General features: G+C 52.4%; 23 protein-coding genes. 12 read left to right on the plus strand and 11 right to left on the minus strand.

What is annotated here, in order from left to right; genetic code table 11:
• Nucleotides 1-3 precede the first annotated feature (3 nt).
• The 4 genes from KGB03_RS30700 to KGB03_RS30715 form a co-directional block, all read right to left on the minus strand.
• Nucleotides 4-702: an ABC transporter permease gene (locus tag KGB03_RS30700; protein ID WP_111451647.1), complete on the minus strand. Its 699-nt coding sequence runs from the start codon at nucleotides 700-702 to the stop codon at nucleotides 4-6.
• 14 nt (nucleotides 703-716) lie between these two features.
• Complete coding sequence (locus tag KGB03_RS30705) at nucleotides 717-1,406, minus strand: ABC transporter permease (protein ID WP_192409382.1); 690 nt, start codon at nucleotides 1,404-1,406, stop codon at nucleotides 717-719.
• Nucleotides 1,407-1,497: 91 nt separating this feature from the next.
• Nucleotides 1,498-2,274 carry an ABC transporter substrate-binding protein gene (locus KGB03_RS30710; RefSeq protein WP_046047038.1) on the minus strand — a complete coding sequence of 259 codons (777 nt, stop codon included), beginning with the start codon at nucleotides 2,272-2,274 and terminating at the stop codon, nucleotides 1,498-1,500.
• Between the two features lie 214 nt (nucleotides 2,275-2,488).
• Entirely contained in the window at nucleotides 2,489-4,876 is a 2,388-nt protein-coding gene (locus tag KGB03_RS30715) for a DUF3772 domain-containing protein (RefSeq protein ID WP_218534721.1), read from the minus strand.
• A 228-nt stretch (nucleotides 4,877-5,104) separates the two neighbouring features.
• On the opposite strand from KGB03_RS30715, the gene KGB03_RS30720 reads away from it, so the two are divergent.
• Nucleotides 5,105-5,560, plus strand: a complete 456-nt coding sequence (locus tag KGB03_RS30720; protein WP_111451651.1) for a YMGG-like glycine zipper-containing protein — start codon at nucleotides 5,105-5,107, stop codon at nucleotides 5,558-5,560.
• Here KGB03_RS30720 and KGB03_RS30725 read toward each other — a convergent pair.
• From KGB03_RS30725 to KGB03_RS30735, 3 genes are read right to left on the minus strand one after another with little or no spacing between them, the layout of a single operon-like run.
• Nucleotides 5,545-6,570, minus strand: coding sequence for a DUF2955 domain-containing protein (locus KGB03_RS30725; RefSeq protein ID WP_411740398.1), 1,026 nt, complete (start codon nucleotides 6,568-6,570; stop codon nucleotides 5,545-5,547). The two genes, KGB03_RS30720 and KGB03_RS30725, sit on opposite strands and share 16 nt — an antisense overlap.
• 4 nt (nucleotides 6,571-6,574) lie before the next feature.
• Entirely contained in the window at nucleotides 6,575-7,714 is a 1,140-nt protein-coding gene (locus tag KGB03_RS30730; protein ID WP_218534722.1) for an HlyD family secretion protein, read from the minus strand.
• Entirely contained in the window at nucleotides 7,711-9,264 is a 1,554-nt protein-coding gene (locus tag KGB03_RS30735) for an efflux transporter outer membrane subunit (protein ID WP_223530897.1), read from the minus strand. Before KGB03_RS30735 ends, KGB03_RS30730 begins: the two co-directional genes overlap by 4 nt.
• A gap of 320 nt (nucleotides 9,265-9,584) precedes the next feature.
• On the opposite strand from KGB03_RS30735, the gene KGB03_RS30740 reads away from it, so the two are divergent.
• The 6 genes from KGB03_RS30740 to KGB03_RS30765 all read left to right on the plus strand — a co-directional run bounded on the left by KGB03_RS30740 (nucleotide 9,585) and on the right by KGB03_RS30765 (nucleotide 16,138).
• A complete protein-coding gene (locus KGB03_RS30740) occupies nucleotides 9,585-10,109 on the plus strand; it encodes a cupin domain-containing protein (RefSeq protein ID WP_223530899.1) in 525 nt (174 codons plus the stop codon).
• Between the two features lie 663 nt (nucleotides 10,110-10,772).
• The gene (locus KGB03_RS30745; RefSeq protein WP_223530901.1) at nucleotides 10,773-12,677 is read left to right on the plus strand and encodes a transposase family protein; all 1,905 of its coding nucleotides are present in this window, start codon (nucleotides 10,773-10,775) and stop codon (nucleotides 12,675-12,677) included.
• Between the two features lie 210 nt (nucleotides 12,678-12,887).
• Nucleotides 12,888-13,790, plus strand: coding sequence for a TniB family NTP-binding protein (locus tag KGB03_RS30750; protein ID WP_223530903.1), 903 nt, complete (start codon nucleotides 12,888-12,890; stop codon nucleotides 13,788-13,790).
• Nucleotides 13,791-14,603 (plus strand): ATP-binding protein, encoded by an 813-nt coding sequence (locus KGB03_RS30755; RefSeq protein WP_223530906.1) that lies wholly within the window; start codon nucleotides 13,791-13,793, stop codon nucleotides 14,601-14,603.
• Nucleotides 14,593-15,615 carry a TniQ family protein gene (locus KGB03_RS30760; RefSeq protein WP_223530909.1) on the plus strand — a complete coding sequence of 341 codons (1,023 nt, stop codon included), beginning with the start codon at nucleotides 14,593-14,595 and terminating at the stop codon, nucleotides 15,613-15,615. The genes KGB03_RS30755 and KGB03_RS30760 overlap by 11 nt, the downstream gene beginning before the upstream one ends.
• Nucleotides 15,608-16,138 (plus strand): hypothetical protein, encoded by a 531-nt coding sequence (locus KGB03_RS30765; RefSeq protein ID WP_223530911.1) that lies wholly within the window; start codon nucleotides 15,608-15,610, stop codon nucleotides 16,136-16,138. Before KGB03_RS30760 ends, KGB03_RS30765 begins: the two co-directional genes overlap by 8 nt.
• 291 nt (nucleotides 16,139-16,429) lie before the next feature.
• Here the strand turns inward: KGB03_RS30765 and KGB03_RS30770 are convergent, their stop codons facing one another.
• Complete coding sequence (locus tag KGB03_RS30770) at nucleotides 16,430-16,909, minus strand: XRE family transcriptional regulator (RefSeq protein ID WP_223530913.1); 480 nt, start codon at nucleotides 16,907-16,909, stop codon at nucleotides 16,430-16,432.
• Between the two features lie 247 nt (nucleotides 16,910-17,156).
• Here KGB03_RS30770 and KGB03_RS30775 point away from each other — a divergent pair, with 247 nt between their 5' ends.
• The 5 genes from KGB03_RS30775 (at nucleotide 17,157) to KGB03_RS30800 (ending at nucleotide 20,689) form a co-directional block, all read left to right on the plus strand.
• The gene (locus KGB03_RS30775; RefSeq protein WP_223530915.1) at nucleotides 17,157-17,564 is read left to right on the plus strand and encodes a DUF6957 family protein; all 408 of its coding nucleotides are present in this window, start codon (nucleotides 17,157-17,159) and stop codon (nucleotides 17,562-17,564) included.
• Nucleotides 17,565-17,605: 41 nt separating this feature from the next.
• Nucleotides 17,606-18,028, plus strand: a complete 423-nt coding sequence (locus tag KGB03_RS30780; RefSeq protein ID WP_218534731.1) for a hypothetical protein — start codon at nucleotides 17,606-17,608, stop codon at nucleotides 18,026-18,028.
• Nucleotides 18,029-18,846: 818 nt separating this feature from the next.
• Nucleotides 18,847-19,344 carry a 3'-5' exoribonuclease gene (locus tag KGB03_RS30790; protein WP_218534732.1) on the plus strand — a complete coding sequence of 166 codons (498 nt, stop codon included), beginning with the start codon at nucleotides 18,847-18,849 and terminating at the stop codon, nucleotides 19,342-19,344.
• A 21-nt stretch (nucleotides 19,345-19,365) separates the two neighbouring features.
• Nucleotides 19,366-19,578 (plus strand): hypothetical protein, encoded by a 213-nt coding sequence (locus KGB03_RS30795; RefSeq protein ID WP_218534733.1) that lies wholly within the window; start codon nucleotides 19,366-19,368, stop codon nucleotides 19,576-19,578.
• A 382-nt stretch (nucleotides 19,579-19,960) separates the two neighbouring features.
• Nucleotides 19,961-20,689, plus strand: coding sequence for a metallophosphoesterase family protein (locus tag KGB03_RS30800; RefSeq protein WP_223530919.1), 729 nt, complete (start codon nucleotides 19,961-19,963; stop codon nucleotides 20,687-20,689).
• A gap of 120 nt (nucleotides 20,690-20,809) precedes the next feature.
• Here KGB03_RS30800 and KGB03_RS30805 read toward each other — a convergent pair whose 3' ends face one another.
• The 3 genes from KGB03_RS30805 to KGB03_RS30815 form a co-directional block, all read right to left on the minus strand.
• Nucleotides 20,810-21,514 carry a hypothetical protein gene (locus KGB03_RS30805; protein WP_218534735.1) on the minus strand — a complete coding sequence of 235 codons (705 nt, stop codon included), beginning with the start codon at nucleotides 21,512-21,514 and terminating at the stop codon, nucleotides 20,810-20,812.
• Nucleotides 21,515-21,913: 399 nt separating this feature from the next.
• On the minus strand, nucleotides 21,914-23,092 hold the full coding sequence (locus KGB03_RS30810) for a phospholipase D family protein (RefSeq protein WP_218534736.1): 1,179 nt from the start codon (nucleotides 23,090-23,092) through the stop codon (nucleotides 21,914-21,916).
• A 103-nt stretch (nucleotides 23,093-23,195) separates the two neighbouring features.
• Entirely contained in the window at nucleotides 23,196-23,960 is a 765-nt protein-coding gene (locus KGB03_RS30815; RefSeq protein ID WP_218534737.1) for a HEPN domain-containing protein, read from the minus strand.
• Nucleotides 23,961-24,045 lie beyond the last annotated feature (85 nt).

Consider the following 24,045-nt stretch of genomic DNA (forward strand, 5'->3'; position numbering starts at 1 on the left):
TCCTTAGTGCTTGCGCGGTGCCAGGTACGCCAGCCAGCGACGCTCGGCCAGCTTGAACAGGCGAACCAGAATGAAGGTCAGGGCCAGGTAAATGAGGCCGGCCGTGATGAACGCCTCGAACGGCAGATAGAACCGCGCACTGACCGTACGCGCGGCCCCGGTGATGTCCACCAGGGTGACAATCGATGCCAGGCTGGTGGTTTGCAGCATCATCAGCACTTCGTTGCTGTACTGCGGCAACGCCCGGCGCAAGGCCGAGGGCAGCAGAATGCGGCGGTACAGGGTCAAGCGCGACATGCCCATGGCCTTGGCGGCTTCGATCTCACCGTGGGCCGTGGCCTTCAAACTGCCGGCCAGCAGTTCCGCGCTATAGGCACTGGTGTTGATCGCAAAGGCCAGGCAGGCACAAAAGGTTGCGCTGGACAGGTACGGCCAGAGCGCGCTTTCACGTACCGCTGCGAACTGCGCCAGGCCGTAATAGATCAGGAACAATTGCACCAGCATCGGCGTGCCGCGAATCACGTAGGTGTAGAGCCAGGCCGGGACGTTGATCAGGGGCGATCGGGACACCCGCATCAATGCCAACGGAATCGCCAGCACCAGGCCGAAGGCCAGGGAAATCAGCAGGACTTTGAGGGTCAACAAGGCGCCATTGAAATACAGCGGCAGGTTTTCCCAGATCAGGTTGTAGTCGAGAATCATGGGGTTGCTCCCAATCACAATTCGGCGGCTTTGATGCCGACCGAGTAGTGTTTTTCCAGGTAACGCAGCACCAGCAATGACACGCTGGTCAGCATCAAATAAAGCGCCGCCACCGCGAGGAAAAACGTAAACGGCTCATGGGTGGCGTCCGCCGCGTTCTTGGCTTTGAACATCATGTCCTGCAAGCCGATCACCGAAATCAGCGCGGTGGATTTGGTCAGCACCAACCAATTGTTGGTGAACCCCGGGATGGCGAACCGAATCATCTGCGGCACCAGAATCCGCCAGAACACCTGACCACCACTCATGCCATACGCCACAGCGGCCTCGGCCTGACCTTTAGGAATCGCCATGAACGCGCCGCGAAAGGTTTCCGAGAGATAGGCACCAAAAATGAAACCCATGGTGCAGACGCCAGCGATAAAGGGGTTGATGTCGATGTAGTGGGTGTAACCGAGCGCCAGGGCGATGCGGTTCACCAGATCCTGGCCGCCGTAGAAGATCAGCAGGATCAACACCAGGTCAGGAATACCGCGAATCAGAGTGGTATACCCTTCGCCCAGCATCGCCAGCCATTTGAGCGGCGACAACCGAAAGGCCGCGCCGATCAGACCCAAAGCAATCGCCATGCTCATGGAGGTCAAGGCCAGGTTAATGGTCAGCCAGGCGCCATCGAGAATGCTCGATCCGTAGCCGTGAAGCATGATGAAAGTCCTCAAACGTGCGCCAAAATGCGCGCGAGACAAGCCCAAAAGCGCCCGCAAGAGGCCGGCGCCACAGGGTTACAGGTAAGGCTTATTCGCCGTAGATATCGAACGCGAAGTACTTGGCCATCACTTGCTGGTACTTGCCGTTGGCGCGGATGGCGTCGATCGCTGTACTCAGACGTGCAACGTTCACGCTGTCGCCTTTACGCACCGCAATCCCGGCGCCTCGGCCGAAATATTTCGGGTCGCTGATGTCCGGACCCACCAGCGCGAAGCCTTTGCCCGCCGGCGTTTTGATGAAGCTCTCGTCGGTGTTGACGATGTCGGCGAGCGTCGCGTCCAGTCGACCCGACGCCAGATCGAGGAAGGCTTCATTTTGTGAGCCGTAGCGCACCACTTCGACCCCGGCTTTTTCAAGCTGCTCGGTAGCAAAACGGTCGTAGGTCGATGAGCGTTGCACCCCGACTTTTTTGCCCTTGAGATCAACCAGCGGGTCGTTGATCACGTTGCCGGCCTTCATCGCGAACTTGCCCGGCGTGTGGTAGTACTTTTTGCTGAAGTCGACCGACTTCATGCGGTCTTCAGTGATCGACATCGACGACAGCACGGCATCGATCTTGCGCACTTTCAGCGATGGGATCATGCCGTCGAATTCCTGGATGACCCACTCGCATTTGACCTTCATTTCTTCGCACAGGGCGTTGCCGATGTCGTAATCGAAACCACTGACGTTGCCCTCCGGCGTCTTGAAAGAGAAGGGTGGGTAGGCGGCTTCGATACCGATGCGCAGGCTGTCTTCGTCGGCGTGAGCCAGCAAGCTTGCGGCGCACAGTGCCAGAGCACCTAGAAGTTCTGTCTTGTTCATATTGTTGACTCCTTGGAGGGGCGTTGGGGTTGTACAGGCCATCCGATCTGGCACGGTGGATCAGTCCTGATGATTTTGTGTGGCTATAAATGACATGTTTTATTTCATAATGCAACACGGTGAAAATAAACGTATCACTCGAAGGCGCACAAATTCACAACGCTCCCGCGTGATCACGAGCACGTTCAGGCGCCAGGCAGGCTATTGATGGGTATTACGCAGGAGGAACAGGCTTGGCTAATTCAATGCCGGCCGCACCCAATCGCTTCAGGATTTCAAAGAGCAGATCGCTCTTGGTCGTACTGACAATCCTTGGGCTGCTGACATAGCCGGTGATGGTCAATGTGATGCCTTCAGGGCTCAGATTGCTGAATCGAACAACGGGGGAGGGTTTGTCGAGGATGGTTTCATGTTCGCAATAGGTGGTGTACAGCAGGGTTTTGACTTGCTCGGGGTCAATATCCAGAGGGAACACCAGTTCGAGTGTGGCCACCCCTTGGGCGCTGCCGCCCATGGTTATATTGCGCAGGTTCTGGGAAATAAGCTGCGAGTTGGGCACGATCACGATCGAGCGATCACTGAGCTGTATCTCCGTGGCCCTGACATTGATTCGCCGAATATCGCCTTCGACCCCACTGATGCTGATCAGGTCGCCGACCTTGACTGGACGCTCGGTGAGCAGGATTAACCCGGATACGAAGTTCTTGACGATCTCCTGCAAACCGAAGCCGATCCCCACTGACAACGCACTGACGATCCAGGCCAGATTGGTCCATTTGACGCCCAATGAAGACAACGCCATCAGAATGACCAATACGTACCCGATATTACTGAACAGGGTGCTCAGCGACGCTCCCATGCCGGGGTCCATATCGGTTTTCGGCAGGAACTCGTTATCCAGCCATCTGCGCAGCGATCGAATCAGGTAAATGCCGATCAACAGCGCGAGGACCGCATTCAAGAGATTGCCCGGAATGATGTTCAGCTTGCGCAAGCCATCGCCACCGAGGATCGCTGAAACCCTGTCAGTCAGTTGGCCAAAGGTCGCTCCAATCCCCCCCACAAACGTTGTAATCACAGCAATTAACAGTAAGGCCGCTCTGCCAATACCCGCCACAACAACCTCGATTTGTTCAAGCCGAACGTCGCCGATACCCAGCAGCTGTTTGATCGCTTTGCCGCTTGGTTGTTTTGGCGAAAACAGGTAATCACACAAGTCTCTGAACAACTGCGTCAGCAAATAGAAGCTGGCAATAACGATATAGAGCCAGACAACTTCGTAAGTGATGAACCGGGCCAGGGAGATGTAACCGACCAGCAGGCCAAAAATCGAGATCAACACGGCGATACTGAGGCCGGTATAAATCACCCCCGCCAGCGTAGTACCTGACTCAGGGTGTCCCCCGGCAATGACCATCGCTCGGCGGGTTCTACTGACGCGTAGCAATAGCGCACCAATAATCAGGATGACGACGAGTGACACCACGCCCCGGCTGAAAAGTACCATTTGCGTACTCATACCCGTCGCATTGGTGACTTGTATCAGCGAGATGAGTATCAGCATTGATCCGGCCAGCAGCGCCGGAAAAGGGTTTATTGCAAGTGCTACTTCATCGGCGATGCCAGGTAACCGCCATGAGGGATTGCGTTTAGACAACAGGGCCCGACTCAGACCGATAATCAGGGCGCAGGCGTAAGCGACTTTCTCGACATCGTCGAAGTAACCTTGCAGGGGCTGCGGCAATGGTTCAAGGCGGGTAGTCGCCGCGGAGATGAGCTGTATTACACAACCTGCGCTCAACATCGTGGCAACTACCGTCGCTATCGCCAATGAACTTCTGCGCAGGCGACCTTCCGGTACTCGATGGATACAGATCCATGTCAAACCACGTTCAGCCAGTCTTCGCCCCGGCGTCCAGAAGGCCAGGGCCAATAATAACAACGTGACGGTCGCGGTACGCCGGCCGGGTTGCCAGACGGACTGGATGACATTGTTGGACTGGTCAATCAAAAACCTCAGACGGTTTTTATCCTCCTCCAGTGGAGAAAACACCGGCAACCAGAACCGGGGGTTGAGGAAGCTGGCGGTGCGCTGGGCCAGTTCGGTTTCAAGTTGGGTACGCCGAATGCTGGCAATCTGAGTGATGAGGTTAGCAGCACCTTCTTTGATGGCCTGCAGTATGTTGAGATCGTTATCCACCTTGTCTTTTTGTGCGCTGAGATAGGACCTCTGTTTCACCAGATCGGACTTTTCCATGGTAACGCTGGTGGCGGATGACGTCCCGAGCACACTGAGTTGCGCTTGCAATTGCGTTTGCTCGGGAAGTAACACCGCCGCCAACTTGTCCACATCACTGAAGAGCAACTGTACGTTGTCCTGAAAGCCTATCAACTGGGTGTAGTTACTGGTCAGTGACACCTGCTGTTTAAGGTTGTCCAGCCTCAATTGCAGTGCTTCCAGATCGCTTTTTGACACGGTAGAGGTGGCGCTGGCCTCACCGTTTCTAGACGTGTTGGGTAGTTCATCCGCCGACAGCTCGCCGATGTTCGCCCCCATCAGCGCGAACACAACGAATAAGAGTAATTTCAATGCAGGACGCATAGGCATGCCTCCAGCGGCTGTAGCCATTCAGGTTAGGTCATGGCGTGTGCAGGCGCGAAAAATAGTTCTGCGAGGCGGGCCACGAATAGGGAAGGGGGGCGGTTGAGAAGGGGTGATCTACAATCTTTTATGCTGAACCACGCTCAGGATCACGAGGTGTGACGTATTGAGCGATCTGTCTACCGACCCAGTGTGCTTGCAAAGTGCCGGGCCCTGTCGGAGGTCATCATGAAAAGGCTGTCATTCATTAGCCTGTGCATCGCACTGTCGGTTTCCTGGACCCAGGGATGGGCCGAAACGGTCGTGCCGATGAAAGGGCAGAGTTCGCAACAAACCCAGGCGGATATCACCGATTGCCACAATATCGCGGCCAGTCAGAGCACTTCGACTGCACCGCCTCCTTCCGGTGGAAGATTGAAGGGGGCCGCCGCGGGCGCTGCCGCAGGGGCTGCGGGGGCGCAGGTGCGGGGACGTCAACATGACGAGTTTTATGATCAGGTCGATGAAGACCGCAAGCAGGACTATCGTCAGAATCGCGCCAAGGAAACCGCCGCCGCAGGAGCGGTCGTCGGAGGTTCGCGTCAGCGTCAGGAACGCCGGGCGCAAGAGAAAACCAGTGCGGCGACCAGTTCAACGGCCTATACCAGTTGCCTGCAAGGGAAGGGGTATCAGGTTAATCCTTGAGCGTTTTCCTGCCGTTGTTCGAGCAGATGAACCATCAGGCAGGCATACAACGTCACGAGGATGAACAAACCCATGCGGATGGCGAACGCTGTGTAAACGTCCTTGCCTGCTGCGCTGTCCTGTACCGACTGACCCAACAGGATGATCAGCGTGATCAGGGTATTGAGCCAAAACCCCGGGGTAAACCGCGTCGGGCTCAGGGCATACAGCTTGCGCGCCAGCACCAGGCCGAACAGCAACATCCACAGAAAGAACATCCACAGATGCACAAACAGACTGAGGGCGCTCCAGAAGAGGATCGCCAACAGGCCTGCGAGCAAGGTCGAGCCGAGCAGTTCGCGACCGGCGATGCGGGCGTTTGTCGTGGAGCTTTGCTGGCCCAGGCTGACGGCCTTCAAGATGATCGGCAAATAACCGGCCGGGTCGATCAACGCCAGCAGGAATGCCGGTAATACGATCAGGGTTGCACGCAGCGCAACCCGACTGACCTCTTCTGCCGGCAGGGGTGGGGCAGGCGGCGGAGAAGGGGCGTTGGGTGGATCCGGGAATAACCCATGACTGAACGCCACGACAACAACGGCGAGCAGCAAACCCTTGGCAAGTGCGTCGATGACCATCGCCGCCAGATCGAATTCGGCGATACCGGCCGAGGAAATCATGGTCAGGCCAATCACCAGGAAGGTCATGATCAAGGTGTTGCCGCCGCGTAGGCCAAAGCGGAAGGCCAGGAACAGACCGACGCTGATCAATAGCACGCCGCTGATGGGGTAATAACGCAGGACCGGGATCAATAGCAGGCCGATGCCGGTGGTCAACAGGGCGGCCAGTGCGAGAACCAGTCCGGCCTTGAACGGCAGCGGGCGATTGACCGAAGCCAGCAACAGCAGGCAAAGCACCGGCGCCAGAAAGGGAATCGGCAAGCCCAGGCCGAAACTGGCGGTGAGGCACAACGCTGTACCGGTGGCCAGGCGCAGTGCGCGTTGATCCCGCGGCGTGCGCCGAGTAGACATGCCCTTAATAGGCATAGCTCAGCCAGCTCATGAACCCCACAAACACGCGGCCGAGCGGGTTCAGCGGATTGCCCTCGGAGGGGAAGGCCATGACTTCGGCCTGCCCGCCGGCACGGATCGCCCGACTGTCACGCAACGTGTTCAATGAGTCTGGCGAAAACTCGATAATGACTGGGAAACGCTGGGCCGGACGCAACCAGTCGCGGCTGTTCTGCACGCTGGGCAAGGTGCCAGGCGCGGGTGTCTGCCCCACGCTGACACCGTAACCGACGCTGCGCACGCGCCCCTCGAAGACCTCGCCCGGCAGAGCATCCAGAACAATCGACACCGGTGTGTCGAGCTTCACCAGACCGAGGTTGTTCTCGGTCATGTCCGCACTGATCCACACATCATGAATGGCGATCAGGGTCATGACCGGGCTACCGGCAGCGGCGAATTGCCCGGCGTCAGTACGCAGATCCGTAATCAGTCCGGCCGAGCGAGCACGAATCTGCGTGTTGGACAGATCCAGTTCAGCTTTGGACAACGCCGTGGCGGCGCTGCGCAGCAAAGCGTTGTCTTCCTCGCTGCCACCTTCCTGCTCACGCGCGCGCTGCACTTCGGCGCGGGCAGCGGCCACTTGGCTGACCGCCTGTTCGCGGTTGGCGCGAGACACTTCGAGCAGTCGTACGGAAATAGTGCCGGGGTCTTCGCGATACAAACCTTCAAGACGCTGATTGTCCTGACGCGCCTTGAGTTCATTGGCCTGGGCTGCGCGCAGATTGGCTTGCGCCGAGGCAATGCCGGCGGTGCTTGCGCCGATCTGTCGGCGGGTCGATTCAAGGTCGGCGCGCGCACGGTCGACGGCAATCTGGTACGGCTGAGGGTCCACCTCGAAAAGGATTTCGCCGGCCTTGACGTCCTGGTTATTGCGCACGTTCACCCGGGTCACGCGGCCCGCCACTTCCGAGGCAACCGGAATCACAAAGGCACCCACCCGGGCCTGTTGTGTATAGGGTGTGAAACGATCCGCCAACAGGTACCAGGTCAGGCTCAGGAGGATCAGTAACAGGACCCATTTGATGCCTTTTTTCGCCGGGTCGGCAGTCGGCGCCGGTGCTTGGGCGACTGGGGGCTCGGACGAGGAAGGGGCGGTTTCACTCATTGGTCTTTTACCTTGTAAGACATTGGAATGGCAGGCTGTGCAGTGGCGGGTTCTTTCAGCAGATCGCCCCAGTCGGTGCGTTTTTCCATCTGTTGGCGGGTGGTCGGATCAACCCTCGGCTGGGCGCTGTACCAGCCACCGCCCATGGCCCTGTACAAGGCGATGACATTACTGACGGCATTGCTGCGGGCGACCAGGTAATTGTCCTGTTGTTCGAGCAAGGCACGTTGTGCATCCAGCACCCGCTGGAAGTCCGAATAACCTTCGCGATATTGCACGCTGGCCAGCACCAGCGAACGCTTGGCCGCCACTCCGGCCTCACGCAGGATGCGTTCGCGCTCCAGGGATTTGATCAGGCCATAGGCCGCATCGTCTGCCTCGCGTGCTGCCTGGCGAACCTTGTCGCGGTAAGCCTCGATCAGCTGCTGCAACCGCGCATCCTGCACGCGCACGTTGTTGCTGATCCGGCCGTGATCGAACAGATTCCAGCGCAGACTGGGGCCGCCAATTAAATCCAGATTCCGGGGTGTGCCACTGAGCGTGTCGGTTGACCAGACGATGCTGCCCAGCAAGGTCAGCGACGGATAGAAGTCGCTCTCGGCCACGCCAATCAGCGCTGACTGGGCGGCGACGTTAAGCTCGGCGGCGCGCACGTCGGGCCGACGCAGGAGCAGGTTGGCCGGTACATCTTGCAACACGGCACGATCGACCAGCGGGATCAATCCTTCGTACTCGACCAGTTGTGGCAGTGCACCGGGCGGCTGACCAATCAGCACCGCCAACGCATTGCGGGTTCGTTGCAACTGGTCTTCGAAATTGGGGATGGTGCTCAACGTGCCCAGGTACTGGGTTCTGGCTTGTTGCAGGTCGAGTTCGGCAGTCTGGCCACTGTTGAAGAGCTTTTCGGTGATCTCGAAGTTGCGTTTTTGCTGTTTGGCGTTTTCCCGGGCGACACGCAAGCGAGCTTCGGTGGTGCGCAGCGAAAAATAAGTATCGGCCACTTGCGCGCGCAGCAGTACGAGTACGTCTTCATAGTTGGCTTGGGCGGCGAAGTAGCTGGCATCGGACGACTCGATGGCGCGACTGAAGCGGCCCCAGAAGTCCAACTCCCAACCTACGTCGAACCCCGCGCTGTGTTGCCAGAAATGGCTGTCTTGCGGGTTGGTCCCGCCGGATTGCCTGCGGTTGAAGTAAAGGCTGTCGACGCTGGCCTGCTGCAGTTGCGGGTAAAGACCACTTTGAGCAATGCCGAGTTGGGCACGGGCTTCCATAACGCGCAGGCCGGCGATTTTGAGACCGGGATTGCCTGCATCCGACTGGGCAATCAAATGATTGAGGATCGGATCGGCAAAAACTTGCCACCACTGACGAATGTCCGGGTTCAGGCTCCGCTGGCTGGATTGCTCAAGGGCAGGGGTGCTCCAGTGTTTGACCCATTCTTCGCCGGGTGGCTGGAAGTCGGGCCCAAGTCGTACGCAGCCACTGAGGCCGAGTACGCCGAGCAGCACGAGCCGGCCTGGCCACTTCAGCAGGGTTGTACCTGGATGCATTACGCATGTCCCGACCAACAAAGTTCACTGGAGCATAGCCGTCCAAATGGGCACATGACTGGTACGCTTTTTAAGCGCCATCGAATCTATTTTTCTGGGAGAAAGTGCGCGCCTTGTTTATTCGCACGGCTCGGGTAGCAAACACACGTGCAGTGTGAACAACAATAGCGGGCGAGGAGTGAGTACTCGTATGCTCACGCTCTATTAGCTAGCTCTACTAAAGAGCTATTTAGCATAGTTATTATTAATTGTTTCCATAATCATAATAGAGATATCGCATTAACGGCTCGCTATTTCAAAGGCTGGAGGGCTCAATCAACATGACGACCAACACCTTTGATAAACACATTCCCAACGCTGAGGCTGTAATCGCAGCACTGAACCTGGAACCCCACATGGAAGGCGGTTTCTACCGCAGAACCTTTCAAACCGATCACCACACGATGGTTGAGACCGCTGGTGGCCGGCGCTACCTGATGACATCCATTTACTACTTGCTGACCAAGGATTCGCCGATTGGTCATTTTCATCTGAACCAATCGGACATCGTGCATTACTACCATGTGGGAGATGCAATTCGGTACAGCCTGATTTTCCCGAACGGCACATTAAAAACGGTTGTGATGGGCAGCGATATAATCGCCGGACAATGTCTGCAGCTACATGTGCCGGGCGGCGTCTGGAAAGCTTCGCAGCTTACAAATGGATTGGCGGGATACGGTTTGATCAGTGAAGCGGTTTCACCAGGGTTTGATTTTGCAGATATGGAGTTGGGCAGTCGGCAAAAGCTTAGCGAGCAATTTCCCGAACATTCGCAGCTGTTTGAGAGGCTGACGGGCATGTGACCTTCGCTATTTTTGGACACAACCTGCGGGCCACGCAATCCAAGGTCTCCAGCATTTGAGTTTGCTTTCTGGACACATTTTTTAGGATTGAGTCCAGTTTAATTGCAACTTTTCTGAGGAAAGTGTCCAGATTATTCGTTGCTTTTTCTGTTTGTGTCCAGAAAAGTTGCTGATCTGAACATGATAGGATTATGTCCTGAAATAGTGCAAATTCAGAAAATAAACTCTCGCTGCCTTAAAAATATGCGTACTTTTTTATGATGATATGCGATAAAAATCATCTGAAGCCTTGGTCTTTGATTATAAAAAACACGTCAATAAATAGTTAATTATCGCTGGTTTTATTTGATCGCACTATTCATTGTCACGCACTCATCTCTGTCAAACTCCCGTCATGTAAGGTTGGAAGCTGTTTCAGCGTGGCTTACAAGGACTTGGCAATATATGCATATTTACGTCAATATATTAATAAATAGCGTTTTCGATGTCTAGAGTGGGGCTATTGACCGGGAGGGTGTAGAAAAGTGAGACTAATACCGCTTTCGACATGACGCTCTTTAACAACCAGCAAGTGATAACCACTACCTAAAAATAACGGAAGGGTGTGAATAGGCTCGGGGTGAACCTTGACTATTGGCTGCCCGCTGGATATAGGTAGGCGGAATGAGTACCAAGACTCAATCTCCAGTAATTAATAATAAACAATCATCGTCTTCTGGTAGTTCACATTTTACCGCAAAAACTACTACAGCGGCGGAACTTAATGTTAACAGTTCAAAGCACAGTGTGACTCGATACGAAGTTGCAAGTGAGCGAATACCTACCATCAAGCTGTATCTTGCCGGCGATCTAACCGCCAAAGAAGCAGCTCAGTTCATAGGTATCAAAGTCTCCGGGTTTCACAAAATCATTCGGAGGGTGCGTGCACATGGAGGTGATCTAAGCGCGGTGACGGCTGGCGCCCCAGGGCGACGAAATACGCCGTTGGAGTTTGGTGCTGAGATGGAACAATTGATTGTGGATGCGATACGCGCCTATAGGGGAAAAGCAGCAACGATCGAGAAGGTTTGGGTTACAGCTAATGTACTCGCAGATGAAAGGGGGCTGAAAAGGCCCAGCTATCATGCTGTGCGACGAAGGCTGAGGGCTAAGGGTAAACGCTTCTTGACGCAGATGCGCCTCGGCAAAACCGAGGCGGCTGATATCCTCGAAGCACGGCCAGGCTACAAAGTTACAACGCGTCCGTTGGAATGGGTTCAGATCGACCACACACGTGTAGATCTGATCGTTGTAGACGAGAATGACCGCAAGGTGATCGATCGTCCTTGGGTGAGCTTTGCCATTTGCATACATACGCGCGCCATTGTGGGCTTCTACCTCTCCTTGCTCCCACCAAACGGGGTCACGGTAGCGATGCTGATCGAGAACATCGTCCTCCCGAAAACCAACATGTTGGCAAGCTTGGGACTGGACGAACACATTTGGCCAATGTATGGCATTCCTGATGTCATACATGCAGACAACGCGGCGGAATTTCGCTCCGAAGTGTTGAAGGCTAATCTCAAAAGATTCGGCGTCAAAGTTGAGCATCGTGATGTTGGAAAAAAACATCAGGGAGGCCACATTGAGCGTTTGATCGGCACGATGATGAGCTCCCATATTCATTTTTTAAGAGGGACTACTTATTCGAATATACAGCAACGCGGCGATGAGGACAGTGAAGGCAGGGCTTCCTTTACAATTTCAGCGCTCAGAAAGTTTTTCGTATGCGCTATACATGCGTATAACAATCGTAAACATAGCGCCATCAAAATGTTTCCTGCCACGAAATGGAAGGAGCACTTTGCACATCACGCTCTACCACGCCAGATCGACGAGTCACATTATCAAAACTTCAGGTATGTGCTCTTCCCGGAAAAGCCGAAGCTGATTCGTACAGGCGGAATTGAGATGCATAGCAGATTCTATTATGCACCCTGCCTGCAAGATAAAACTCGTGATGAGTTGATTGTTAAGTTTGATCCCAATGATTTTTCACATATTTACGTAGATCTTAATGAGGATGGAAAATATGTAAAAATTCCGGAGTATAGGAACGTGGCAGGGCGAAGCTCTGAATACGCCACCTATAGAGTAGAGAGGCAGCAGAGAGGCGAGCGGGATGGAACTTATTCTCATGAAGGTACCGCCTCGTTAGCGCTTGGTGAGGCAATTGCCCAGGAAGAATACCGAAAGACAGCAAGAAGTAAGCGGCAAGCGGCTAAAGAGGCTGGTAAACGTGACCAAAAGCAGTACACCGAATCCTTGGCTACGCAGGCTGAGTGTGTGATCCCTAGTGAAGTAGTTCTGGTCGATCAATTGGATCATCTTGGTTCAGAGGCGAAACCGGCGACTGATAAAAAGCATGCTAAGCAGAGAAAAGCACAGGAAAAATCAAGTCGACAGGGGCGCGCCCGTTTGAGAGGCATTGACGAAGCCCGAGCGATTAAGGAACAGCACTGGAGGGGATTCTCGGTGAACAATTTGGCGGAGCAAATTGATTTCGATGCGCCTCCAACAATTTACTGAGTGTTATTTATCACGCTGGTTAAATAACTGGTATGGACATTTAGCGTGACATCAGCGGTGGTTATCACTTGAGCATTTGTTTCGGAAGTCGCTGAAGGTTAAAGCTCGCATATGGACTTAGAGATTCGGCTCGTAAGTTTGTGAGCTGAGGCCTTTGTGCGTTAATAAAAGGCAATATGAAAATTATTCTAAATAATCTTGGGGACAATGATGGATTTTTCTCACGTGGACAGTAGCTGCCACCATCTTTTCGAATTGAGTAATCAGGAACGAGCACGAGCTTGCCTTAAAGATTTTTTCCTTCCACATCCGTCTGCGGAGCGCCTGTTCAAGAAGATGGACATGATAATGTCTATGCCACGGAAAGTCGTTGCACCCTGCTTGTTGTGTTTGGGGCAAGGTGGGGCAGGAAAAACATCCACGGTAGAGGAGCTTCAACGTAGGAATGCGACGTCCTTAAACCGCATCGTATTTGTTACGATGCACCAGAACGCAGACAATCTCGGCCTGAAAGAGCTGATTCTCGGGGAGATGGGATTAGATACGAGCCGCAGGGCTAGGCAGAGCAGGCGAATAAGCCCAGAGCTTCAATACATTATTAAATCCGAGAATATTAAAGCAATTGTAATTGACGAAGTGCACGATGCTCTTACGCTTTCTCCTTTCCAACGCAAGATCAATCTTTCCCTGCTGAAAAATCTTTCCGGCACAACCTATGGCTTGTCAGTGTTTGCCTTTGGTGTCCCGGATGCGGCTCGTTTTTTGAGGGAGGATCCGCAGTTGGCGAGGCGCTATGCGGTTCATAACTTGGAGTCTTGGGAAAATGGGCAAGATTTCCGGAACTTTGTTTTCAGCTATATCCATCGGCTGCCGCTAAAAAAACCAACGGATTTTCGTGATCAGAATCTGTGTTTGGCGATCATCGAAAAGTCGTTGGGTATTACCGATAACATCGTAAAGATTCTGCAAGCTTCAGCATGGGCCGCAATTGCTGATGGTTCAGAACGTATCACGTTGAACCATATCACGAAAGTGGAAGAAATTATGGCACAAGAACTGGGTTTAAGCCTGCAAGGCTTGGAACAAGTGAGGATGGACAGGGAGCGCGCATAGATGAACCCATCTCAAGCTATCCAGGTGGCTCGAGAAATACTGGAGGGCGATATTGCCCTTCATTATTTTACCGATGAGCATTTGAATCTCATGCAGCGCCTAGAGGAATCGCTCCTATCACCTAAAGGCGAGGTGATACTACTGCAAGGTAGCGCAGGTTGTGGCATTACTACATTGCTGAGGAAGCTAGAGACGCAGCACCCAACAACCACTCGTATGCTCAAGGGGGATATTTACATCGGTTACTGGGATTTCGTAAATCATCTCTGTGATGCGTTCAATGTACGCCGCGGAGACTACCAAAGAAATCTTATTCCAGCGCATTTGCTTAGAGTGCTCTCGCTTACTAAGTGCAAGGTGCTGCTGATCGACGACCTTGATATCTATATTGCTAACGAGAACGAGCTTGATCATGTGTTTAGTACAATCAGGACTCTGTCAGAAAAAATGCCAGCTTTTACAGTGGTGCTTTCAACGCGAAACGAACAACTCGTAAATCGTTTTTTTAAGTACGCGCAACCGAACTGGTGGAGCCACAGTATAAGGCAACGGATTTCGATAGAAGAATATTATGATCTCGCCAGCCGTCTATGGGATGGGCTGAATGAAATGTACTCACTGGATGGGCTGAATGAAATGTACTCACTGGATGTGGTGACAGTCAATCTTGAATCCATCGAGCCTCGCAACGGCTTGGATCTTCAAGTCGCAAACAAAGCACTTCGACTGCATTTTGTCGAGCAATTCCTGCGACAGCAAGGTGCTCTGGGCTCACTAGGTGATTTCAACGGTCTCGATGAGTATGATTCCTAAGTTCAATCAATTCTCGCTTCCTAAACCCTATCCTGACGAAGCTTTATCGTCATGGATGTATCGTGTCCGCATTACGTTCCCAGAGCCCGAAATCCGAGCTTTAAGAATAATGAATAACCATGAAAAACAATTTTCTCCTTTCGCGAATTCTTACGCAAACTTTCTTCATGGACGAGGCAAAGATCTGGATTTCAGCTTTGAACACCCAGAGATCCTTGAATTTGCGAACACCTATGATCTATCTCTTGAATGGATCAAAAGTGTCTTCTCGCCGGCTAGCACCCAGATAATCCCGATATGGTTGCGCTCAGATTATTGCCTACAATGCATGGAAGAATCGATCGCCGATGTGGATTTTCCAGTTTACCTTAAAAGTTGGCGATTGATCCTAAAGCCTTTTTGCCAGAAGCATGGATGCGTTCTTTACAGTGCTGATAATTTCTTGCATTCCTCAATTGATTTTGCCATGAGTATTTTCGAATATGATAGCGATAGGCTCTATGAGTTAGAGTGCGTGGCTGAAAGGCTAAAAAAAGATGCTGAAGTTCAGGCTCTGGGTCGAATGGTCATGAATCGTATCGACTCGATATTGAGCGAAATTAAAGATGCTATCACACATGAAAAAGCACTAAGCTTCGTGATGACTCTTTTGCGCATAACGCTTATGACCGCAAGCTGGGGCAACTACTCGTCGGTCATGAAATTTAATGTCCAGGCCAACAAAAAATTTGAGGGAGAGAATGGATTTCCAATGTTTTATCAGCTTCCGTATCGTGTCACTGGAATGGCGCGAGCTCGATCATTTTATCTGATAGGACTCTTGTTAGGTTGGATTGATGAAGAGCAAGCAAAAAATGCGAAGCAGAGGGATGACTTCTATTTGGTAACTTCGGCGCGAAATTTCTGGCGACGAGTTGAATATAAGCCTCGAGTTCGAACTCTGCTGAACTTGTATAGTACATCGTTTTTAGGGGTGTCAATGCTAGTTAGTTGGGAGTATTTTGATGTTTAAATATATTCTTCCCCTTTACTGGACTCCTAGTTTGCGAGTCCGGGTATTTAATTCCGATCACTATGCGATCACACCGATCTGCTTCGCCATGGATTGCCAGTCCGGACTGATCTTATCTCATTCATTCAGCTACGGATTGGCTCGTACTGACTTGCTGAATCTTGCCATGCTTGCGTTTCGTGAAAATCATACGCACTCTGGAGGCGGAAGTTATATGTTTCGCAGTGCTTTTGGTGATCTGAGCTTGGCAGTGAGAAAATTGAACACAGATTGCACTACGCTATCTTTGACTAATCTTAAATATACAAAATCTACGATGTATGACTGGCATAAGGCTGGAATTCTATTGGAAGATTTATTCTACGATTGGCCTAATTATTTTATCAGTGAACTTGATGATTATAGATGCGTCAGTCCCCTGTTGCTCACTCGGCTAATTGAAATTGTAATTTCTCGATTTAACTGTTTAGTTGAATCGGGTGGTATCAGTTTCAAGTTGTTCGCCGCGAATCAGTCAGCTTGAGCAGGCAACAGTAGGCGCTTACGGTGGAGGAGTTCCTGCTAAACAATCGTAAAGCTAAACCTTACAGTGAATATCAGCGGCGTGCTCATTGAAGCGGTAAACGTGTGATCATTACGCGAGCTTCAGCGTGCGGAGTCTTATGGATCGGTGGCACGCAAGCACTCCGCTGCAACCGTAGAGATTTTGTTGATCAAAAAAGCTGGAGAGATACAGAGTGGGCTGAACCGCCACAGTTTTTAACCCCCATAGGACGACCCGCTTTCCCTTCGGCTCCAAGCTCGCTATGCACCACTAAGATCTAGGTCTTTTCCAATACTCCCTCACCGACGTCAACGCCAGCCCCAACTGCGCCGCTACCTGCTGCTGCGTCGCTCCTTCTGCTTTCAGCGCAAGAACCGCTCTCTCATTATCTACGTTCAGTGGCTTGCCGCGTCCTCGCTTAATGAGGTTGCCGTCAGGATCAAACTGATCGCTGAGCACCTTCATTCCACCCTCAGCCTCAAAGGCAGCCACGTCGGTCAACGCACGGCCAATTACAGTCAGCGGTTGCTCACCCTGGCGGTGGGCAATGCAGAGGGTAAGCATCGCGATCGGATCTAGGCCAAGGGATTGCGCCAACTCGTCAAATTGCTCGACGGTGATGCTGGTCTGCGCGTTCTCGAGGGCACTGACTTTACGTCGATGAGTCGCATCCGAGACGTCAGCGTACCTGGCGCGCCGGACGAGGCGGAGCGCCCGAAGCACACCTGCAAATGCGGTTCTCAGTTCCATGACTTTCTCAAAAGTCAGGATATAGCCATAACTGAGGTTTACGGATAAACGTCAATATAGTGTATTATCCGTTTGGGCGATGTCCCAGTGAGCCACAATCAGTGGTTTGAAGGTAGCGAGGGCATCACCAGAGCTGTCTCAAGGAGCATCAAGACCACCTAACCCGTGATCGGTACTCCGGTTCCAGAGCCCTCTCTAGTGGTCATCACTCAACGAAGACAGCAGATTTATTGACGGAGGTTTGAGATTGAGCACGCATAAAAACGAAGGTGCTGAGGAGCTACTCGATGGCGATCCTGGCGTACCTCGCCAAGGTGTCGTGGATTCAGATGAGATTCTGATGGGGCTGGTGCAGGCCCTCTATCCCCGCAAACCGTATTGCTTAGTGGAGGACTGGACGATTTTTCGAGCCGAAGTCACCGAAGACGAGCTACGAAAAATTCACGCAGCCGGAAAGCTACCGCTGGTGTTGTTTGCTCACAATGTCCGCTTTGACAGCGAGCGGCGATTTGACGTCGGCGACTGGGTACGCTCCACCATGGCGATTTCATTTCAGGACGGCTTCCTTTTTGAAACCTGGAACACGACTTATGTGTTGAAGGGGCCCGGTCACGAAAAATCAGCAAGCCTCGAGGCAATCTTTTCTTTCTTTTAGATGACGCGGTGCCTAGGCAACGATTTCAGATTGAGACAAAAATGTTCCGAACCAACATCGAAGACATTGAAGGCATACCGGGAATGTTCGGGGAGGGTCTCGCGCACTGGCATGGCATTTCGCGAGCTCTAAATATTCACTGGTACCACGTATGTGTGAAAGAGAGGCTCGACGGTCGCTTCATAAACATAATTGAGATGTTGAATGACGAGACACGGCTGCTTGAGGTTCTTGAGTCGCAGAATGAAGACTATGTCATTACTGAAATTCAAGGCTTCCTTCCTCCCTGGATGACCGGTTGTAAGAGTTGGCGACTGGAAACACTGAATGCGGTCTCCATTGGCTATGACGGAAATGGCGCCGTGGTCTGCTTACTCGAGGCCGAAGACGGCGAGATTTACGCTGACACTCACGTTCGCTCTTTCGACCCTAAGTCGTTAACCAACGTCCGGAAAATCTACTGAAAAACAGCGGCAAATTCAGTAACTGAGCTCGCTCCTCGTGAGCTCTATCAATGGCATGGGAGACGGTCAGTGAGTGACAGTACAGAGGTTGAGTTACATTCCAAGCGTCTATCGGATTTTCATCTGCGCAGAATCCTACGCGCAAGCAAGCATCTGTATGGTGAACCCATCACTGCCATCCTGAGCGACGTTTTCGTATACGCAAATTCAGCGGTGGGTATCGTTTTTGGTCATGTGGATCAAGGGCCTCACGGACGCTATGCAGATGGTCACTTTTTGCGCACCAGCGATATCCGCCAAGTGCAAAAAGAAGGACGATTTTGGGTGCTGACCACTCAGAATTCCCGATACGTTGTTGCCTCTTTCAAGCGTGATAACGGCAGGGCTAGTTTTAGAACCTTTCTACTGCGAACTAAATGTAGTTTTCATTAGACGAGCTCTCACTACGAACGACGCTCAAAAAGGCTGCTGGCCGCTAGGGGTGTCTATCGGATGATCCGCGAAATTTGCGAGGATAGAAGGTGGAATTACTCATTCGAAAAGGGGAGCCTCTCAGCTTATCGTACGGCATCTTTGCGTCATACCATCGCTGCGGCCCGTTCAAAGCCCTCCGAGATTTCGACCTTCTAGAGGCGATTGAGGTATACAAAAGTCAGACCTCTGAGGCGACGGACGAATATTCCCTGCTGTCTGATTTTCCTGATTACCTAATCGCACACCGGTACATAGAATTAACGCCGTGCCGAAATATTCACCTCGGTGAGTTCAATGGGTTCGATGTGAGACAGAAGGTCGATTCTGATGAATGAGCGTCAAGGTTGAAGCTCTTTCTGGACTGCGAGTTTTCTCAGCTCAACAAAGACGCCAGGCTCGTCTCTTTTGCGCTGGTGGCTGAGTCAGGTCAAGAGTTCTACGTCGAACTCCTGGATACCTACGACGTGGCTGACTGCAGCGAGTTTGTGATCGAGCACGTACTCCCACAGCTCAACCCATCGCTGCATGGTCAAACCTTGGCGGAAGCTCAAGCAGCTTTAAGCGGTTTCCTTGCGCGTTTCGATGAGACGCTCGAAATATGCACGGACGCCCCGGACTGGGACTGGGATTTTTTCTGTGACCTCGCATACGTACACAACAGTTGGCCAGCACATGTCATTAACCGGCCGACCAATCTCATCACGCTGTTCAGCAAGGTGAGCACCAACGCTCTGCAAGATGTGGAGCTTCCTGACCTGCCACATCACGCCCTATTGGACGCACGGATCCTTGCATTGCTCTACAAGGATCTGGCTTCAGCTTTGTACCCCAACATAGATTAGAAAATATGCGGAGGATTGGCGATGTCCTTTGATGACGACACGGTGTACTGCGATGTTCAAATGCCGGTCGCGCAGGGGCGGGAGCTACTGCAGTTGGTGAATGCCTTGCGCGATTCGGGAGTTCATCCGAACCTCGATACAGTTTTTGCGCACATGCAAATTGAATTGAGGATGTCGATCGATATCGTCGAAAACCCACCAGATTGGGGAGCTGCCGAGCCTACTAAGCATTGAAGGCATAAGGCTAGGCGCTGGCGCGAAGAGGCGATTGCAGGTTGCAGGTTGCAGGTTGCAGGTTGCAGGTTGGGAATCGAAAGTCTTCCTAGGTCAGGTACGTCAACGAGGTTCGCGAGCTTGCCTGTAGTTCCGGTCGTTCCGTGAGGCGGTTGCCGCTGCAGAAGTACAGTCTTTTTTTGATCTGCGAAGTTTGTGGGCAAATCGGGATTCTAGAAGAGGGTCGTTGGCTGAGCTTACGATGCTTCGAGCACATCCATTGGTCAACCTTTCACGACAGCAAATGATGTGATCGGATGCAAGACATAGATCCGATGAAACAGCTGACCGCTCATACACCTTTTTAAGAATGTGCTGAGCACTGCTCAGGGCGGGTAATCCAATGAAGCTTCAAATCTATTCAGATCTGCACAATGAATTCGCTCGATTCGATCCTGCCCCAAGCGATGCTGATGTCATCATCCTCGCCGGCGACATCGACCTGAAAGCGCGTGGCGTGAAATGGGCGAACGAAGTTTTCCAATGCCCTGTGATCTATGTGTGCGGGATTCACGAGTACTACGGTGGTCACATCGATCACACGTTACGCAAAATGAAAGAGGCGGCATTGCCTCATGTGCATGTGTTGGAAAATCAGGCTCTGATTTTAGATCAGGTTCGTTTCCTGGTTACCACAGGTTGGACGGACTACACATCGACTGGAGATCTCCAAGCCGCAACACGTACTGCCGCAGAATGGATGAACGATTTTCGTGTGATAAGAGCGGATGCTAATTATCGACGTCTGCGCCCAACTGATTTAATAGCCAAATCTAAGGTGGCCTACTCCTGGTTAGCTCGGGAGTTAGAGGCGTCCTTTGACGGCAAAACGGTTGTGATAACGCATCACGCACCAGTGCCAGATTACCTCTCTGATGATCATGCCGGTCATTTGGCAGCTGCCTATGCGAACGATTGGTCGGATCTCCTGGGAAAGGCTGACCTTTGGGTATATGGGCACACCCACGTTGCGGCAAGCTTCATCAAATATGGGTGCCGTGTGGTGTCAAATCCACGTGGTTATCCAGGGGAAAGCACAGGATTTGACCCTGAATTACTGATCGATATTTGATGCTACTTACTGGTCATGAGCAAGAGCGCATCGATGGCGCCACTCGTTGGCGGCGCGCTTATGGTGGGGCACAAATAGTAGTGAGCTTTTTTTAAAACGCCCGCTGTGTGGGTTTGCCAGCTAAGGTAAGGCGTCAGGCTCAGGCTCGTTACCACCAAGTTCTGCTGTTGCAGGACAGGCCTTTTTTTCTGGCCACTTTCGACGGAAATCTGCAGTAGTACGGCCAAGTCGAATAGCTAGCCCTAGAGCGAAGAACAAAGGGTAAATGTGGATTTCCACAGCGGATAGGAGTCCGTCCTCAGCTTCTTTGGCTAGGTCGTTCTTTTTATCTCTAGATGCGCGCACGAGTGCGAATGAATCGCACAGATCTGTTGCAACGAGCTTCGTTGCATCGTGAATCAGACCTGCAGAAAATTTCGTACAATCAAAAAAATCCTCCATTCGATCCGGCCAATCTGGTTCTTGTAGATTACCGGTAAATCCCTGAATGCGATGGGTCAGGTTCATTATCTCAGGGCGATACTCATTGCTCCCGGTCAGGCCGTCGGCGGGGCCATACTGATGCATTATGTCGAGCGTGTTGATCTTCTGTTGTACCGTCGATTCAGCCATTTGGCGCATCTGGCTGAGGTGTGAAACGTAGTTTGGCAACTGTTGCCTAGCGTAGTCTTGCTCAGCTTTTTGGGCGTAAAAAAAGATAGTGGTGGCGGCTAAGCCAAGCCAAACGTAGTCAGTGGAAAGCCATGAGACTTCGTACTTGTAGGTTAAAAATCCAAACACCTGGAAAACTACAAAACTAACTGCGAAAAATACGAGAAATTCCATGTCTATCAGCCGGCTGCAATTCGGGCGCGCAGGGTATCAGATCTCGCGAAAGTCAATGGCTACACCCTCAGCCTTAGGGTCGTGAATGCATGAGCCATCGTCGTAGGGGGGCAGTAACTATCCATGCTGCCCACCATTCGAAATAATCCCTTCAGTCAAAAAAAACAGCCTGTATTCTTTTGATCGATTCGCTTATCGCGTAGGTCATCTCATGTTGTGCCTCGCCTCAGCCACCGCAGTTAGGGCCACGCTTCCAAAAACACAGATCGTGGGCTCGTCGGGTATCGGCGATGTATCCGGGCCTCGACGTTAACAACGTGCTGATCAGTCACCATTAGGTTGGTTGTTGGCATACGTGGGCGTGAAACATTGGAAAAAACTCGCGCCCAACGCATAAATTCAAAATTCTGCGTCGGGATTGCTTTGCAGCCATATGAGGGCATCGAGCTCGCCAATGTTTTTCGCCGGATAATCTTTCGCGCGGTTTAGCGCTATGCGAAATAGGCGTGCGGAACGAATGTAGTTCTCGCCCTCGGTCGCGCCTCCTACTCTGTCTAGGTCTGAATGTCGTAGCCAGTCTTTGACTGGTTTATCGAGCACGTGGTACTGCGTCGGGAAGAATTGACAGAGCATTTCTGAGAGGAGGGCGCCTCTGGTGTTCACGCCATTGTGGCGTAGGCGATCAATTTCTACCTTCACGACACGATCTCGGGATACTACCTGCGCGTCCAATATTCGCACCAGGCTTCTCGCCAGTTCTTGAAAATTACTACCTCGCCCTTGTCTTTCCCAACCAAGACCTTGGAACCGGCTTCCGGTATGGAGTGACCATAGCTCGTTTAGGTTGGCGTAAAAGTCTAGGCTGCGAGACGGATTCCATGCGCGGGCTCTCGCAGTCGTCCGGAATAAAGTTTCGAGGTCGGGCCTGACGCTTTTGAACAGGCGCATCTGTTGTCGTCGTCTGGCGAGAACGGCAGCGTATCGCTTGAGCGTATGAGGGTCGGGTAGTACCAGCTCAAAGACAGCTCCATCATCTTCGCCTTCCGCTTCTGATGTATCTGGCGATTTCGGCTTCTTAGGTTGGATGGCCTCTCGGTAGCGACGAATCCAATTCTCGTCGAGGGTTACACACTTGTCTGTGAGGGTTTCGATCCACTGTTCGGCCGCATTGAAAGTCTTGTCAGAAATCAGTGAATAGCCATTAGCTTCGTAATTGGTAGAGAACGCAGCTTTAGAAAGATTTGAAGAGCCGACAAGCGCGTAGCATTTGCCATTCAGTTCCTTCCAAAAAACGGCTTTCGGGTGAAACCCGTCTATCGCTTCTGCGGCGAGAAAATCATCGTGCCTGTCAGGGGGAAGCCACTCGAGTACGTCCTCGCAAGCTGCTTTTCGGGTGATCCCGAAATCTTTGCCGACTATGAACTTGAATGACTCGCACTGGCTGCCCAGCTCTTCCTCGATGTCCCAATGAGTCAGATAAGCGCTGACGATGTACAGATGAGTCGATTCGCGAAGAGCTCGACGATAGACGTCTTGAAGCTCGATGCCAGAACGTTTGGGCAGTAAAAGCAATTCCATGCATTGAACTCCATATTGTTATTGAGACGGGGGCGTTGGTTAGTTGAGGTCACTTTGCCTGCGAAGGTGGCGCAGCTAAGCAATGCGCGTGCCCCCACATTTGCTAGAAGGGAGAAGCCTCCTGCTCCAGCTGTTGAACCGCGTTGTAGATTCTGCGCTTAAGATCTGCTGCGAATTCGCGAATGGTCATGATGGCCTGCAGTACTTCGGCGCAGTCAAAATGTATGGGCTCATCGTCGACGGTTCTACCATTGCGGTGCACGATGTCGTGGCGCTTGATGCAGATTGAGCTGATTTCATCCAGCTTCAGGCCTAGCATGTGTTTGCCAAACATCGCGTCCAGCACCGTCTTGATGGTAGATGGGTTGTGAAACGACAGTTCTGTGAGCGTTTTCAAGACGATGCTTTCAACTCCCTTGGGTTGCATTGCGACCTCCTTGAGCGTGAACTTCTTCTTGCTCAGCTCCTCGTACCCGGTCGCTACGTTCATCATGACGCTTTCATAATTCACGACGAGCGTGCGGACAACCGAGCTGATCAGCGCCTCTAGCAATGTCACTGCGTGCGCATAAACGAGCTTGTAAACGGTCTGGGATTTCTGATCGTCTTGGCCAAGCTCTAAGAGGTCAGAGGCGGTGGCGAGTTCTCTAGAAAAGTCGTTGAAAAACTCATTGTGCGAATGTCGCTCCAACCAACGGTACTCAGCTTCCTCCATCTCTGCATCGTGCATCGCGGAGTATTCCGCGCTCAATAATTCCCAGGTTTCGGGATCCTCATCAGGGTCGACTTCGACACCGTATTGCCGTTTGATCCACGCCAGGCATCTTTCCTGTTCAACCTCGAACGCATATTCCTTGATGGAGCTCATGAGTGTGTCCCGCTAGGTTTGCAGTTCTGCAGTAACGGCATCAGACCGGCTGCGAAGAATAAATCGAGTTTGGTGTATTGAGGCT

Source organism: Pseudomonas sp. BF-B-26 (assembly GCF_019956495.1).
Taxonomy (GTDB): Bacteria; Pseudomonadota; Gammaproteobacteria; order Pseudomonadales; family Pseudomonadaceae; genus Aquipseudomonas.